Origin of the sequence: Acinetobacter sp. YH16040_T (assembly GCF_024605785.1) — a bacterium.
Lineage (GTDB): Bacteria > Pseudomonadota > Gammaproteobacteria > Pseudomonadales > Moraxellaceae > Acinetobacter > Acinetobacter amyesii.
The window spans coordinates 1,341,739-1,357,081 of record NZ_CP094541.1 but is presented as its reverse complement, the minus strand read 5'-3'; the positions used below and the strand labels follow the sequence as shown (position 1 = coordinate 1,357,081).

At 40.4% G+C, this 15,343-nt stretch carries 13 protein-coding genes; 3 read left to right on the top strand and 10 right to left on the bottom strand.

Features of this window, described 5'->3' with window-relative positions; genetic code table 11:
- The first annotated feature begins 171 nt into the window (after positions 1-171).
- Positions 172-1,842 carry an FMN-binding glutamate synthase family protein gene (locus MST16_RS06565; protein WP_078188593.1) on the top strand — a complete coding sequence of 557 codons (1,671 nt, stop codon included), beginning with the start codon at positions 172-174 and terminating at the stop codon, positions 1,840-1,842.
- Between the two features lie 451 nt (positions 1,843-2,293).
- Here MST16_RS06565 and MST16_RS06560 read toward each other — a convergent pair whose 3' ends face one another.
- From MST16_RS06560 to MST16_RS06545, 4 genes are read right to left on the bottom strand one after another with little or no spacing between them, the layout of a single operon-like run.
- Complete coding sequence (locus MST16_RS06560; RefSeq protein ID WP_180010369.1) at positions 2,294-3,337, bottom strand: alpha/beta hydrolase; 1,044 nt, start codon at positions 3,335-3,337, stop codon at positions 2,294-2,296.
- Positions 3,337-4,476 carry a YdcF family protein gene (locus MST16_RS06555; protein WP_180010370.1) on the bottom strand — a complete coding sequence of 380 codons (1,140 nt, stop codon included), beginning with the start codon at positions 4,474-4,476 and terminating at the stop codon, positions 3,337-3,339. Before MST16_RS06555 ends, MST16_RS06560 begins: the two co-directional genes overlap by 1 nt.
- Before the next feature lie 22 nt (positions 4,477-4,498).
- A complete protein-coding gene (gene murB / locus MST16_RS06550) occupies positions 4,499-5,533 on the bottom strand; it encodes a UDP-N-acetylmuramate dehydrogenase (RefSeq protein ID WP_180005226.1) in 1,035 nt (344 codons plus the stop codon).
- 9 nt (positions 5,534-5,542) lie between these two features.
- Positions 5,543-6,058, bottom strand: a complete 516-nt coding sequence (locus MST16_RS06545) for a low molecular weight protein-tyrosine-phosphatase (protein ID WP_111884272.1) — start codon at positions 6,056-6,058, stop codon at positions 5,543-5,545.
- 118 nt (positions 6,059-6,176) lie between these two features.
- Between MST16_RS06545 and MST16_RS06540 the strand changes: the two genes are divergently transcribed.
- Positions 6,177-7,337 carry an iron-containing alcohol dehydrogenase gene (locus MST16_RS06540; RefSeq protein WP_180010371.1) on the top strand — a complete coding sequence of 387 codons (1,161 nt, stop codon included), beginning with the start codon at positions 6,177-6,179 and terminating at the stop codon, positions 7,335-7,337.
- A 35-nt stretch (positions 7,338-7,372) separates the two neighbouring features.
- A complete protein-coding gene (locus tag MST16_RS06535) occupies positions 7,373-7,804 on the top strand; it encodes a thioesterase family protein (RefSeq protein WP_180010372.1) in 432 nt (143 codons plus the stop codon).
- Positions 7,805-7,825: 21 nt separating this feature from the next.
- Here the strand turns inward: MST16_RS06535 and dnaX are convergent, their stop codons facing one another.
- From dnaX to MST16_RS06505, 6 genes are all read right to left on the bottom strand, one after another.
- The gene (dnaX, locus tag MST16_RS06530; protein ID WP_180010373.1) at positions 7,826-10,045 is read right to left on the bottom strand and encodes a DNA polymerase III subunit gamma/tau; all 2,220 of its coding nucleotides are present in this window, start codon (positions 10,043-10,045) and stop codon (positions 7,826-7,828) included.
- A 60-nt stretch (positions 10,046-10,105) separates the two neighbouring features.
- On the bottom strand, positions 10,106-10,837 hold the full coding sequence (locus MST16_RS06525) for a hypothetical protein (RefSeq protein ID WP_180010374.1): 732 nt from the start codon (positions 10,835-10,837) through the stop codon (positions 10,106-10,108).
- Positions 10,838-10,916: 79 nt separating this feature from the next.
- Positions 10,917-11,369, bottom strand: coding sequence for a copper resistance protein NlpE N-terminal domain-containing protein (locus MST16_RS06520; RefSeq protein WP_180010375.1), 453 nt, complete (start codon positions 11,367-11,369; stop codon positions 10,917-10,919).
- 84 nt (positions 11,370-11,453) lie between these two features.
- The gene (locus MST16_RS06515; RefSeq protein ID WP_180010376.1) at positions 11,454-12,740 is read right to left on the bottom strand and encodes a serine hydrolase; all 1,287 of its coding nucleotides are present in this window, start codon (positions 12,738-12,740) and stop codon (positions 11,454-11,456) included.
- Between the two features lie 75 nt (positions 12,741-12,815).
- Positions 12,816-13,670, bottom strand: a complete 855-nt coding sequence (locus tag MST16_RS06510; RefSeq protein WP_180010377.1) for a MaoC/PaaZ C-terminal domain-containing protein — start codon at positions 13,668-13,670, stop codon at positions 12,816-12,818.
- A gap of 133 nt (positions 13,671-13,803) precedes the next feature.
- Positions 13,804-15,195 (bottom strand): 3-oxoacyl-ACP reductase, encoded by a 1,392-nt coding sequence (locus MST16_RS06505; RefSeq protein ID WP_180010378.1) that lies wholly within the window; start codon positions 15,193-15,195, stop codon positions 13,804-13,806.
- Positions 15,196-15,343: the final 148 nt, after the last annotated feature.

Sequence of the window (15,343 nt, the reverse complement as noted above, 5' to 3'; positions counted from 1 at the left end):
TTCTTAAAGAACATTTCTGCTTTTCTTATCTGATTTGGCTTTAAATGAAAATTTAAAAATTCTTATGTACTATTTTTATAAAGCTACACTGAATCAACAAATTAACGCTTGAGCATTGTGCATAAACTCGGCAAATTATGAGCAAATGAGCAGAATAAGATTTTTCAAAATATGGCCAGTCCAGCGCAAACTATTCGCCACAAGCTACTGAATACTTTTTTTTCTCGGCATTCCATTTGGTTTGCTTGTATTTTTATCTTCCTACTCATTTCGAGTTTTCATTTAGGTTATTCCCCTCGTTATATTCAATATTTTATTCCACAAACCTTATTGAATAGTATCTGGGTCATTACTGGGCTTTTGAGTTTATTGGGTTTGTATGACGTCATACAAAACAAACATTCGATCTTAAAAAATTACCCCATCATGGGGCACTTTCGTTTTCTATTTGAAGAATTTCGACCTGAAATTCGCCAATATTTTATTGAATCTGATCAAGATGCACTGCCCTTTTCTCGTATGCAACGTAGCTTGGTCTATCAACGTGCAAAAAACCAAAATGCAGATAAACCATTTGGTTCAATTGTTGATGTTTACCAAAATGATTACCGCTTTATCAATCACTCCTTATCACCTTGCATTCCTGCCATTCCTGAAACATTTCGTATTAACATCGGCAATGAGCAATGTAAACAACCGTATAGCGCATCGATATTAAACATCTCTGCGATGAGCTTTGGTAGCTTAAGTGCTAATGCCATTCGTGCCTTGAACTTAGGCGCAAAAATGGGTAATTTCTACCATGACACTGGTGAAGGCAGTATTAGTCCGTATCATTTGGAAAATGGTGGCGATATTGTTTGGGAACTCGGTAGTGGTTATTTCGGTTGCCGTACGATTGATGGTCAATTCGACCCTGTACGTTTTGCTGAACAAGCCAAGCACCCTCAAGTCAAAATGATTGAGATCAAATTATCTCAAGGTGCAAAACCAGGCCATGGCGGTATTTTACCTAAAGACAAAATTTCCGAAGAGATTGCTCAAATCCGTGGTGTCAGCCGTGAACATGACTGTATCTCTCCATCTAGCCATCCTGCCTTTAGCACCCCTATTGAAATGATGCAATTTATTCAGCAATTGCGTGAACTGTCAGAAGGCAAACCTGTGGGTTTTAAACTATGTATCGGGCAACCATGGCAATTTATGAGTATCGTAAAAGCCATGTTACATACAGGGATTACACCCGATTTTATCGTAGTGGATGGTTCTGAAGGTGGGACTGGCGCTGCGCCGATTGAATTGATCGATAATATGGGTACGCCACTGCGTGAAGGCCTACTCTTTGTTAATAACACCCTGATTGGTGCAGGCTTACGTTCAAAAATTAAAGTCGGTGCCAGTGGTAAAATTATTAGTGCTTTTGATATTGCCAGTACCATGGCAATTGGCGCAGATTGGGTGAACTCAGCTCGTGGCTTTATGTTTGCAGTTGGGTGTATTCAAGCTCAAAGCTGTCATACCAACCAATGTCCAGTTGGCGTTGCGACACAAGACAAAGACCGTCAAAAAGCCATCCATGTGCCGACCAAAGCAGAACGTGTTTTTAATTTCCACAAAAATACCTTGCATGGCTTATCTGAACTTATTGCCTCAGCAGGTTTACAACATCCATCCGATATCCGTGCGCACCATCTAGCGCAGCGGATTAATAACCGTGAAATTAAAAACTATGCACAGCTACATTTTTGGTTAAAAGATGGGGAGTTACTCAGCTGTGAAAATAAAGATGAGGAAAACTTCTATTTCCGTATGTGGAATATGGCTCATCTAGAAAAGTTCTGATTCCTCCACCCAAAAAAAAGAGGCGACTACGCCTCTTTTTTTTCGTCTAGATCCATCACACTGATTAAGGTAAGCTGTGCTCAATCGTCAATTAGTAACTGATGTTACGCGCGTAAAAGTAAATACGCATTTTTAAAATAATTTTTAAGCCTATTCGACGGAGTCTTACATCTAGGGCTTAAATAACGGGATTAGCCTTCGGCTGGAGGTACTCTTACGAAACGTTGTTTCTCATTTGGTAAAATGAGAAGCGTGCTTCGCAAGGAAACCATATTGCGGTGCAATGCACCTCACCAACAAAACTCGTTCACTAGCGTCAAATTATTCAAAGTATTGCAAAAACATTTTTGATTAGGAGTAGTCCAGTCTCAAACACTTGCGGATGACCTTCCCGCGTATCGTACTTTTATTTGAATCAAATTACGCTCCTGATGTTAGTGCGTAACATCAGTTAGTAATAAGACTTACTATTCGATTGAGCATGCAAGAATGCAGGGATCAAACCTGTTAATGCAGCACGAATATCGGCACGTTCATTAATCAGCTGATGCGAACCTTCTTCAAGCATGAGAAGCGTCTGTAAACGAAATTTACGACGTATAAACTCAATGTTATAACGCCAATCTACAGTTTGATCCTGTGCGCCTTGCGCTAACCACACTGGAATACGGCACGCTGGGCGTTCTTCCATCTCCTGCATCCATTTTGACATGGCCAAAATCCAATCCATCCCCATCATTCGAGGTTGTAGTGGATCTTTTAAGCGGACAAAACGTAAAAACTCAGGGTTATGATTATTCCGTCTAAAATGACGTGGCACTTCACGTTTAATACGACGAATAATGCCTAATCCAACCGAGTTATGCCACCATGCCGTTTTTGCAGGACGAATCAGCGGAGATAATAATAAAACCCGTTCGACATAAGGGTTTTTGCGATGTTCAGCAAAATCTAACAGATGATGCAGCCAAATCGCTCCACCCGTGCTCTGCCCAATCCCTAACCATGGGGTTGGTAGTTGAGCCGCATGTTTCACATAACGATATACTGCTTCCAAAACTTGTTGGTAATGATCAAAGTTTTGAATACTGGCTGGCGATCCATTACTTAGACCATGCCCCGGTAAATCATAGGTTAAAACACTAAAACCTTGATCTAAGAGTTCACGAATAATCGGCTGATATATTCCACTATGCTCTAAATAACCATGCAATAAAAATACAGTGCCTTTAATGACATCCGTTTCAGTTTTCAGTTTCGGTTGAAATACTTGTACATGTAATTTGAACAAAGGCATTTCTACATAGCCTTGCCAATGTTCACATTTCAAGGCATCTAAACCATAAAGTCGTCGATATGACTGTATTTCAACACTAGGCTCAAACGGTCGATTTAAATTCAGCGGTTCTAATACTTGTGGGGTTAATTCTCGACTTGGAACTGGAAGATCTAATTGTTTAAGAATCGAAGGATTAAGAAATGGGATATCTGACATTATGGGACCTCCCGACAGTCACTTGAGCCAAACCAAACGTCACGTAAGGTGGCTAATAATTCATAATTAGCACGACGACTATGGTCATAATTTTTTTCACTTGGTCGCCATGTGGTTAGTGTCGTTGGCATAGGTGCCACAACAGGAATGGTTTCGATACCATTTAATGCAAATAAACGACGTGTTCGAGGCATATGATATTGGTCAGTGATTAAAATAACCGTCGGTGCCCCACCTTTTTTCTGTAAAAGCAACGAACTAAAACGCGAATTTTCGCAAGTATTCATACTGCGGTCTTCAAGCAATTTCGCATCGACATCATATTGCTTCAACCATGCTTGCATATACGGTGCTTCTACACCACTCAGTACAATCGGTAACTTATTGGCTCGTTCAACATCGAGTGTTTTTTCCAGTCGAAGTCGTGTGTAGTCATTCACTACGATATCTTTATCATTTTTATCTAAGGTTAAACCACCACCTAACACCACGATCGCATACGGCTCTGCGGTTGGCTGCTTCAGGGTTTTATCTTTCATTTTGGCAAGATCAAGATATGTTTCATCATCGATCGGTTCCGCTTCTGAAGCCGCTTGCTCAATTTCATGGGTTTTTAAGAACTCGGTATATTGAGTCATCAGTCCTTTATTTTCCGCACTATTGAGTTCGAGCAGCTCTTTCATTTTTTGAGCAGGATTTTCCGCCATTGCTTCAGAGGATGCCGCCTCGGATGCAGAAGGATTCAGCAAAGGAACTTTCGGTATGTCCTTTTGATTATCACTTATTTCTTTTTCATGTTCTTCTTCAATGAGCTGCTGTAAAGCCTTATAACGCGCTTGTATAAGGGTCAAGTCTTGAGGCTCATCGGACTGTATGGTTTGCTCCATGAGTTGTAAATACGCTTGGCGTGCAATCCATAAATCTGAGCCCGGCTCATAGTTATCATCATCACTCAAAGCACCGAGTTTTTGACTTTGCGCTGCGAGCTGATTGACTTCTACAGGAACGAAATAATTTAAACTTTTAACAATTAATTTAGAATAAAACGGCGTATAGATAAAAATCATCAGACAGCCCAAAAGTACAAATAGCACTGCGGCAATTTGTACTAAGCGAACCATCCAATGTGTTTTATGCATAAATCTAAAACCTATGTTTTTATTAATCTGCGTGAGATCGAATCAAGCCATTTGTATCAAATAATACAGGCTCTGGATGTAGTTCAATATTAAATTTTTCAAAAACATCATGTTGTACAGCTTTGTAAGTTGTACGCACATCTTGCAGCGTGGCGTCTTGGTAATTGACCAATACCAAAGCTTGCTTATGAAACATTCCCACTGAACCCACAGATTTCCCTTTCCAACCCGCTTGGTCAATCAACCAGCCCGCTGCCAGTTTTACCGCATTATTCGGTTGTGGGTAATGGGGTAAATTTGGAAATTGCAGCGCAATTTGGTCAAAGGCTTGCTGGCTAATCACAGGATTTTTAAAGAAACTTCCGACATTTGGAAATTCTTTGGGATCTGGAAGTTTAGTTTGGCGGATATGAATGACTTGCTGTTGTAGGTTTTCTGCACTTAAGTCTTCGCTTACAGCCTGCTTTAAATCACCATAATTTAATTTTAAATCGGCGTGTTTTAAAAGTTTAAAAGTGACATGCGTAATAATAAAACGCTCTGGCTCATCTTTAAAAATACTATGGCGATATGAAAAATGACAATCGGCAGCGCTAATACTACTTTGCTGTTTTTTTACACGATCATAGACCTGTACAGATTCAATAAATTCACCCGCTTCAACACCATAAGCCCCGATATTTTGGACAGGTGAAGCCCCTACTAAACCGGGTATCAATGCTAGATTTTGTAAGCCATAAAACTGGTGTGCCGTCGTCCAAAGTACAAAGTCATGCCACACTTGCCCTGCACCCACTTTTAAAGTTTGGGTTGCGGCATCGTCTTGTACATATTCAATACCTTGAATATCCATATGCATCACTAAAGCATGTATTTGCTCAGGCAACAGCATATTACTGCCTCCTGAAAGTACCAATACATTTAATTGCTCAGCTTTGGCAAAGTCGAGCGCTGCTTGAATATCTTCTACCGATTGAACGCGTACATAATGCGATGCAACAGCATCGAGGCTTAATGTATTAAATGGCTTAAGCTGAACCTGTGTTTGAATTTGCATTCTTAAACCTTAATTTTTTTGCTGTGCTTGTAACTGAGTTTTTAAATAATTGACCCAAGCCTGACTGCTAGATTCGCATTGATCTAATACATGTTCAAACCCTGCATCACCACCATAGTACGGATCTGGTACTTCTTGTTGTGGATATTGGTGATCATGTTGACTCATCAAAGACACTTGTGCACGTAGTTGACCGAATTGTTGCTGCGCCTTTTGCATGAGGTTTTGAATATTGTCTAAATTTTCGTAGTCCATGGCCAAAATCAAATCAAATTCAATAAAATCATGAACCGTTAACTGACGTGCGCGTAATGCAGATAAGTTATAGCCTCGTAATTTTGCATGCTGTTGGCTACGAAGATCAGGCGCTTTGCCCGGATGATAATTGCTCGTACCCGCAGAGTCGACGTGAATATTGAGTTGCGCTTCATCACAAAAATGTCTGAGAACCACTTCAGCCGTAGGTGAACGGCAAATATTTCCTAAACAAACACACAACACCTTATATGGCGTGCTGGATGACATAACAACCTCAAGACTACTTTTATTTCAAGCGTCTTATGTTAAGTTATTTATAGGATGAATCCTATATCAACACTCAAGAATAATGTTTATTTGGATATAAAAAATTAGGGATAAGCCAATGAGTCAATTTCAGTTTCAAACCGTCAGCAATATTATTTCAGGCTTAGGCTCTATTTCCCAACTGAGAGAGGTCCTAGGCGACTTTCAAGCCAAGCGTGTTATGCTTGTGACCGACCCCGGTATGTTGCAACAACAATTACATTTACCCATTTTGGATATTTTAGAAAGTATCCATCAAGATTATGTGATTTATTCCAGTATTCAAGCTGACCCTGCAGAACATATAGTTTTGGATGCAGTTCAATTTGCCAAAAATGAAAAAGTAGATTTGATTATTGGTTTTGGCGGTGGCAGTTCAATGGATGTGGCTAAAATTATTGCGATCTTGGCTCATCCTAAGCAAACACAGCAGATCAGTGATTTATATGGTGTTGGTAATGCAAAACGACCACGCTTACCGCTCATTTTGATCCCGACAACAGCAGGGACCGGCTCTGAAGTCACACCAATCTCTATCGTCACTACAGGTGAAACCACCAAAACTGGTATCGTCTCCCCTGTACTGTATGCCGATGTCTGTATCCTCGATGCGAACTTTACTTTAAATCTTCCCGCACATATTACCGCAGCGACAGGTATCGATGCCATGGTGCATGCCATTGAAGCCTATACGTCAAAAATTAAAAAAAATCCGTATGCGGATATGCTCGCCAAACAAGCTTTGCGTTTACTCAATAAAAACTTAGCACTGGTTTTACAAGATGGACATAACCTCGAAGCGCGTCAGCACATGCTAGTTGGTTCAATGCTTGCAGGTCAGGCCTTTGCTAATGCACCAGTTGCAGCGGTGCATGCACTCGCCTATCCACTCGGTGGACACTTTCATCTCTCGCATGGTCATACCAATGCACTGGTTCTCGCTGAAGTGTTAAAGTTTAATGCACCTCAGGCCAAGCAGCATTATGCAGAACTTATGAGTTGGCTAGACCCATACAGTACGGGCTGTACCGATGGTTTATGTGATTTATTTATTGATCATATGCAAAATCATTTAGATCAGAGCGGTTTGGTGCTTAAACTCAGTCAACTGAATGTGCCTGAAAATATGCTCGATCGTTTAGCAGAAGATGCGCTATTACAAACGCGACTATTACAAAATAATCCGCGAGAACTGCAGTTTGAAGACGCTCGCCAGATTTACCAATCGATCTATGCCTAAAGTTCACTCATTTTGAAATAAAGAAAATACCAACGATGAAACCTGAAACTAAACGCCGCCAAAACTATCGATTTTTATTTCCAATCCAAACACGTTGGGCAGACAACGATATGTATGGTCATGTCAATAATGTCACCTATTACAGCTATTTTGATACTGCTGCAAATGCACTCTTGATTCAACATGCCGGTTTTGATTTGCGAAAAACCCCGATCATTGGTTTAGTGGTCGATTCAGCCTGCAGCTTTTTACAAGAGCTGTCCTATCCAGAAATCATTGAAGTTGGGGTTGCGATTGAAAAAATTGGTAATTCTTCACTGCGCTATGACTTGGCTATTTTTAAACAAGGACAAAATGAGGCTGCAGCCCAAGGACATTTCGTACATGTGTTTGTCGACCGCCAAACACGAAAAAGCACCTCGATACCCGATGATATGCGAGATGCTTTAACTCAATTTTTACTTTAATTTTTATATCTAGCTTAAAACTTATTTGAGCTGGATATTTTGCAACTCACCATCAAAGCTTTTGAGTAAGTCTTTCACAACAGGCTCTGCATGTAATAACTCATTTGCACGTGCAAAGGCCTTTTCCTTGCGGACATGTTGTAAAGCATACGGTGTGGTTTCTTCGACATCTTCAAAGTTGATATGGAAACGACATTTTGACCATTGCGCATGAATGGCTTGTTCCAATACATGCTGCAATTGAGTCACTAAAGCTTCGTATCGCTTTGGAATATGGAAAGTCGATTCACCGTCAATCGTACCGCGCATGATGCCATGCTGAGCCAACTCTTGTACCGCAGGTGAAAGTTGACTATTTCGGAACCAATACTCCCACTTTTCGACCGTCCACTCACCTTCAAGGGTTTGAGGCTGTAAAGTCAAAATATCTTGTGGCATCAAGGTAGAAGATGAACCCGTTTGAACAGCATCCGAAGAAACAGAACTTTGCGTAACTTGTGCTGATGCTAGATCAAAACCATTGTCGCCTTGAGCACCCGAAACTGATTCATTCACCACATGTTGTGGTTCAATGGCATTTATCAAATGTGGCTGAGCTGTTTCAGGCTCTACACTTTTTGACTCTAAAGCTGTTGGTTCTAAAGGTGCAATATCTTCAAAATTTATAGCGCTCACATCAACTTCTTCAGTTTCAGTACTCGGCGTCGGATCTAAATCAAATAATGTATCTTCTGCCACGGCATCCATAACAAGCGTGTCATTTTGCTGTGTCGATACAGACTCAACCGGTGCAACCTCTTGCGTATCTAGAGCGCCATTTGCTGTAGATGCTGTAGAAGTTTGGCTTATTGCGTCTTCTTCAGGATCATCTAAAAAATCATCAGATGAAGGTTCATCAACTGCAGGTGCAGAAGCATAGCCATCATCGTCATCATAATGTGAATCATCAAAATCATCGAAAGCTGGCGATGTGTCTACAGCGGGTACAGCTTCAGGCTGTTCAACAGTGGCAACCTGCGCAGCAGACTCAACAACGGTATTGGGTTGCTGCAAAGACTGTGTTTGAGTCGGCTGAACTGTTTCGGCCTGATTTTGAGCAAGCTGTGGCTGTGCGGCTGACTCTTGCTGTACGGCAGAGACCAACATTTCGTTTGGCTGTAATGGTCGGAATGCTAATAGACGCAGCACACACATCTCAAAACCTTGCTCTTGCGTGACTGCCAACTGCAAGTCTGCCCGACCTTTGCATGCGACTTGATAATACAACTGCAAATCTTGAGCTGAAATCAACTGCGACAATTGCATAATTTTTTGATTGATCTCAGCGCTATATTTCAACGCTAAGTCTGGCAAGTATTGTAATAATGCCAGTTCATGTAACGTTGAAATCAACTGATCTAATACCAGCGAAACATCCAGCGCTTGTTGACGGAATTGCATGAGTAAAGCACTCACGCGTTCACGCTGATTTTGATGAATGGCTAAAATCAAATCATAAATGATCGTACGGTCAATTAGGCCCAACATGTCTTTAACATCTTGGTGCTGAATTGAACCCTGTCCATAGGCAATTGCTTGATCAGTTAGTGACAATGCATCACGCAGTGAACCTTGAGCCGATTCAGCAATTTGCCAAATCGCATCTTGCTCCGCTTGAATTTGTTCTTTTTGTAAGATATCTGTCAAATGCGATGTGATTTCATCCACCGCTAAAGGACGCAAAGTAAATTGCAAGCAACGTGAAATTACAGTAATCGGTAATTTTTGTGGATCTGTAGTTGCAAATAAGAATTTCACATGCTCTGGCGGTTCTTCTAGAGTCTTTAATAACGCGTTAAATGAATGCGTAGAGAGCATATGCACTTCATCGATCAGATAAACCTTGAAGCGACCTTGGGTTGGTGCATAAGGAACGTTGTCGAGAAGTTCTCGGGTATCTTCAACTTTGGTCCGTGATGCCGCATCGATTTCAATTAAATCAATAAAACGACCTTCATTTACTGCTTTACACGTTGGGCAGACTTCACAAGGCGTTGAGGTTACACCTGTTTCACAGTTCAGACATTTTGCCAAAATACGGGCAATGGTGGTTTTACCCACGCCACGAGTACCTGTAAATAAATACGCATGATGTAACCGACCACGTTCTAAGGCACTGGTAAGTGCGCGTGACACATGGTTTTGCCCCACGAGTTCAATGAAATTTCGTGGACGGTATTTTCGTGCAAGTACTTGATACATGTATGCTCCTTTTTACAGGTGTAAGCATACTGTTTTTTTGTCTAAGAGTGAATGAAGTTCTTAGTCAGTGGAACTAATTCGATCAATATCTTCGAATTTAACGACTTTAATATTTGATTTATTTTCTGAATCATTAAACAAGATTACATTACCTTGAAAACTGTCCAGAACATACCATTTATTTACGTCTTTGATTTTCAATGTAGCTACAGGCGACTTCTTTATATCATTTAATTTTAACTGTGCAGAAAAACAGGTAGCAAATATGGCAAGAATGGTTAACACCAAAAATTTAAGTGGTTTATCTCTGCGCACTTCATCATCGGTAAAAATATTGAGAGTTATACCAATTAGAACAGCACCCCATAGCATTGAAGTTTGACCAATAAAGTTATTTACATAGAGCGTAATTAGCCCACTAACACATACAATAATGACAAATATAGCTTGTAGCAGCTTATGCTTTTTTAAAAACTGTTCGATTTTTTCTTTCAGCTCTGCTTCCGTAATATGATTAGAAACTAAAATTTTCTTTTTAGGCTTACTTTTGCAATATTGTTTAAATAAAAATTTATAGAAATCTAATAGAACACCAACTACGGCTATGACTGAACAACTTAAGACTAATACCTTAATAATTTCAAAAATATAAAATGATGGAGATAAAACAGACATTATCCATATAGCATCTAAAGAGTAATAGAAAAATGCATTCGAAATAACAGAAATTGTGAGGGCTGCTATGGATAAAATTCCAAATAACTCCGTAATTGATAATTCTTTTTTTATCATTATTTATAAAAATTAGACTATAAAGTGGTTTTTTATCATGACTGACAAACTACGTAAAGAAAGAACGATTTAATTATAATTAAGTCTCTGCCCGCTTAAGCAAAAAATCACTCTGCATTTGATAGCGTTTCGCCGTCTGGTCTTCCCGAATTTCTAGCAATTGCTGATCCAAATCAACATACAAAAGATTACGCGTTTGCACATTCATAAGTTCTAGCTGCTGCTTTGATTCATCTTTAAAACGAATTACACCTTTTAGCACTTCTACTTCGTTATGACCACTTAGACTTTCACGAGTGAGTGTATAGGTTTGGTCTTCATGTAGCTCTATAGCCACAGCCATGCCAGGACAATCTTCACAACGAGAAAGACAGCCCATACACGGCGTGGTACCTTTAAAATCACCGACCCATGCAGCTTGCTGTTTTTCGGCAGTAATCGCTTCTATCTCTTTTGCTTTCGTTTGAGTTGAATCCTGACAACCCAACATTGCCGACGTTGCTACTAAGGGAATCAAAACAACTTTTTTCATAGGGATATCACAGCAATCTAAAACTGCGTGGGAAAATAGCATATTTTTCACATTTCCCCAATTTCTGTTCTATCCCGAAGTATCTTAAAGCCAGCCCTTACGTCCTTTAAGTGCTTTGTCTGCACAGCGAAGCGTTTCTTGAGTTAAGCCCCATAAGCGATAATCGCCGGTGATTGAACCCGTCGCAAAGTTATGTGTATATGCAAAACTTAAATAACGCTGCGGATCGCACCAGGCCCCAGAACCATTAAAACCAATATGTCCAAAACCTTGACTAGATTTGCCTAAAGTTAAAATTCGATGATATCCCAAACGCCAATTCATCGGTAAAGGCATAATACGATCACGTTTTTTATATTGAATTTTACTTAAAGATTCAAAAACTTGTGGCGTGATTAAGGTCTGTCCCTGCCACTGCCCTTGGTTAGCCAGCATTGCATAGATTTTCGCTAAACTATTGGCACTAAATACACCAGTAGCCGCAGGTATAATGGCTTGTAAACCATCATCACTAAAAAATGAAAACTTGCGCATTCCTTTAGGAATCATACCATCTTGAAAGTCTTGCAAATTTTGTCCAGAAAGTTGCAGAAGCTGATCAAAGATTGACGGTTTTCGTGTCTCTGTCTTTTTTTTCGTTGTCTGCGCTTGGGTATTTTCTTGTGCAGATGTATCTACAGCACGTTCTACTTGTTTCTTTTTCGGAATCAAGCGAGCAACCTCACTAAGTTGATGCTCTGGTACGCCAAAAAATGCATGATCCAATGCCAAAGGCTCAACCAAATAGTGTTGCATCAATTCAGCAAGCGGTCGACCTGTGGCCTTTTCAAGTATACCACCCACTTGCCAACCGAAGGTTAAAGGTTGATATGCCGCATCAGTCGTCGGCTCAAAACGTGGCTTAGCTTGTTCGATGACATTAAGCATATGTGGCCAATCTGCCATTTCAGATGCCGTTTCAATGATATTACGGATATCGTATAAACCACTTTGGTGACTCAGCATGTGCCTTAATGTGATATCCGACTTGCCATTTTGAGCAAACTCCGGCCAATATGCTGCAACGGGAGTATCGTAATCAAGAAAGCCTTCGCTCACTAAAATATGTGCAAGCGTTGCAAGTACACCTTTACCCGTGGAATAACAGACCGAGGGTGTATTGGCCTGCCAAGCTTCTTCGGCTGACTTTTTACCAGTCCAAATATCTACGACTTTTTGACCTTTAAAATATACCACTAAGGCTGCTCCGCCTAAGTGGCTTCGAGCATCCTGCATCCGGCTAAATTGCGCCGCCAAATCTTGAAACGCCTCGTCGACTGTACCTTGATAATTATTCTTCTGTGCAAATAGATATTCTTTGAGCGCCTGCATCATCATTCCTTTGAATATGAATCGCTTGAGATTAAAACAAAAAAGCCTAAACCGATATCGATTTAGGCTTAAGTCTTAAAGTGCCTTCACATTTCCCGCGACATGCGGTTTTTTGTTCTTACTATTTCGAATGGCAAACTCTGTATCTTTACCCGTTTGTGCAGTAAGGAACTCAACTTGAGAAGGCAAATACATTGGTAATTTAAACCATACATCTGCTTCATAGGCATCTGGCAAAGTTAAGCTCGACAAAGCTTTGGCTTTACTCCACATACCATGTGCAATGGCTTGTTTAAAACCAAACGCTTTTGCTGTTACAGCATGAATATGAATTAAGTTAAAGTCACCAGAAGTCAACGCATAACGGCGACCGGTATTTTCAGAAACATTCCATTCAGCTTGAACTTGCAACTCTGCTGGCTTTGTTTCGGTAGATTTTGCCGCAGCTTTGTTCTCTGTTTTTTGACGTGCTAAATACGTGGTTAATGATTCTACAACCACTTCATCGCCCACTTTTGCAGTGGTAATAAAGTCAAATTGCACGCCTTTATCATGTGGCTGTAATTCACCAAATTTGCATGACAATGACAGTGTTTCATTCACACCGACTTTGCGATATTGCTTCACTTGGTTACGAATATGTACCAAACCTAAGATCGCAAAAGGAAAAGCTTCCGTGGTCATCATATGCATTTGCAAACTTTGAGAAAGCACAGCCAAATAAATCGCTGGGATATAACCATTGTTTTTAAAGCCACACACTTCGTTATAGGCTTTTAAATGCTTTTGATCAACCTTAAATGAATCCACCACATATTCAACTTGCGGCAGCACTTTTTCAGCTTTAGGCTTTTTAAAAATCAAGCCTTGAATCACTTTTGGATAGGCTAAATAAGGTTTTGGAAGTTGACTAAAATGGCGAGTATTCATACTAAACCTTTGGAAGTTTTATCTTTATAAAGTTCCCTTCCTTTTAAAGAAGGATATTTTAAATCCCCCTCATCCCCCTTTGATAAAGGGGGACTTCTCCTCTCTTTTTCAAAGGGAGGTCGGGAGGGATTAATTAAGCCCCTAACAAGCTTTGACCACACACACGTACCACATTACCGTTCAAGCCTGTCGACGCAGTTGAAGCAAACATCGCAATCGTTTCTGCAACATCTACAGGTAAACCGCCTTGACTCATCGAGTTCATGCGACGACCTGCTTCACGGATTGCAAATGGAATCGCAGCAGTCATTTGCGTTTCAATGAAGCCTGGAGCAACCGCATTAATGGTTACACCATTTTTCAATAATGGAGCAGTAAATTTAACCACACCAATTACACCTGCTTTAGAAGCAGCATAGTTGGTTTGACCTAAGTTACCTGCAATACCTGAAATAGAAGATACGCAAACAATACGACCATTTGTATTGAAGCCATCATTTTCAAGAAGGTAATCATTTACACGCTCAATCGCAGACAAGTTAATGTTAATCACCAAATCCCAAAGCTCAGGCTTCATATTGGCCAAAGTTTTGTCACGGGTAATCCCTGCATTGTGCACGATGATATCCAAACCACCTTGAGCAGCTGCAGCCGCTTTGATTTTTTCACCGGCATCGTTTGCAGTAATATCAATCGCGAGCGTAGAACCGCCAATTTCACCTGCAACACGGTCAAGATCTGCTTGCTGCTGTGGAACGTCTAAACAAATCACATGCGCGCCATCACGTGACAATACATGTGCGATTGCTTCACCAATACCACGGCTTGCACCTGTTACAACAGCTGTTTTGCCTGCAAGCGGCTTATTCCAATCAACATCCACAACATCTGCTTTAGATACACGAATCACCTGACCCGATACATAAGCTGAACGTGGTGAAATTACAAAACGTAATGCAGATTCTAAGTTTGCTTCAGCACCTTCGTCCACATAGACTAACTGTGCAGCAATCCCTTTCTTAAACTCTTTACCGACTGATTTTACAAAACCTTCTAATGCACGTTGTGCAATGGCTTGTTTCACAGTTTTCGCAGTTTCTGGTGTTGTACCAACAACGACAACGCGACCAGACGCCTGAATTTGACGCGCGATTGGGTTAAAAAATGCATATAAGACATGCAGTTGTTCTGAGTTTTGAATACCTGAAGCATCAAATACCACAACTTTAAACTTAGACTCTTTATCGCCTTCGTTAAATGCGCTTAAGTTCAGACCTGATTTTGCCGCAGCTTGTTGTAATTCAGCATTATTACCTGCATAGCTATTAGCATGAATATTTGCCAAGACTTGTGCAATTGCACCAGACAATGTTGAAGCAGGCGCTGCACCGAATAAAACCGCACCTTTAACTACAGGTGTTGCAGACTCAAAACGCTCTAAAAAAGTCGGTGATGGTAAACCTAAATTTTTGATGACAAATTTACCAATAGGAGATTTTGCAAATGTTTGGTATTGATCAGTCATGTTTATTATCTCTCATACAGATTAATTTTTGATGGATCTGAAGATATCCCTTTAACTTCAAGATGATGTCAGATACTTATATTTCAATAGTTCCATCAGTTTCCATGGAATCATACTTGAGTTAAACCGCAGATGGCTTGACCTGAAT

Excerpts from the sequence above, each read along its gene's own strand:
- MST16_RS06565 (WP_078188593.1), top strand. The coding sequence starts at position 172 with ATGGCCAGTCCAGCGCAAACTATTCGCCACAAGCTACTGAATACTTTT.
- MST16_RS06560 (WP_180010369.1), bottom strand. The coding sequence starts at position 3,337 with ATGTCAGATATCCCATTTCTTAATCCTTCGATTCTTAAACAATTAGAT.
- MST16_RS06555 (WP_180010370.1), bottom strand. The coding sequence starts at position 4,476 with ATGCATAAAACACATTGGATGGTTCGCTTAGTACAAATTGCCGCAGTG.
- murB (WP_180005226.1), bottom strand. The coding sequence starts at position 5,533 with ATGCAAATTCAAACACAGGTTCAGCTTAAGCCATTTAATACATTAAGC.
- MST16_RS06545 (WP_111884272.1), bottom strand. The coding sequence starts at position 6,058 with ATGTCATCCAGCACGCCATATAAGGTGTTGTGTGTTTGTTTAGGAAAT.
- MST16_RS06540 (WP_180010371.1), top strand. The coding sequence starts at position 6,177 with ATGAGTCAATTTCAGTTTCAAACCGTCAGCAATATTATTTCAGGCTTA.
- MST16_RS06535 (WP_180010372.1), top strand. The coding sequence starts at position 7,373 with ATGAAACCTGAAACTAAACGCCGCCAAAACTATCGATTTTTATTTCCA.
- dnaX (WP_180010373.1), bottom strand. The coding sequence starts at position 10,045 with ATGTATCAAGTACTTGCACGAAAATACCGTCCACGAAATTTCATTGAA.
- MST16_RS06525 (WP_180010374.1), bottom strand. The coding sequence starts at position 10,837 with ATGATAAAAAAAGAATTATCAATTACGGAGTTATTTGGAATTTTATCC.
- MST16_RS06520 (WP_180010375.1), bottom strand. The coding sequence starts at position 11,369 with ATGAAAAAAGTTGTTTTGATTCCCTTAGTAGCAACGTCGGCAATGTTG.
- MST16_RS06515 (WP_180010376.1), bottom strand. The coding sequence starts at position 12,740 with ATGCAGGCGCTCAAAGAATATCTATTTGCACAGAAGAATAATTATCAA.
- MST16_RS06510 (WP_180010377.1), bottom strand. The coding sequence starts at position 13,670 with ATGAATACTCGCCATTTTAGTCAACTTCCAAAACCTTATTTAGCCTAT.
- MST16_RS06505 (WP_180010378.1), bottom strand. The coding sequence starts at position 15,195 with ATGACTGATCAATACCAAACATTTGCAAAATCTCCTATTGGTAAATTT.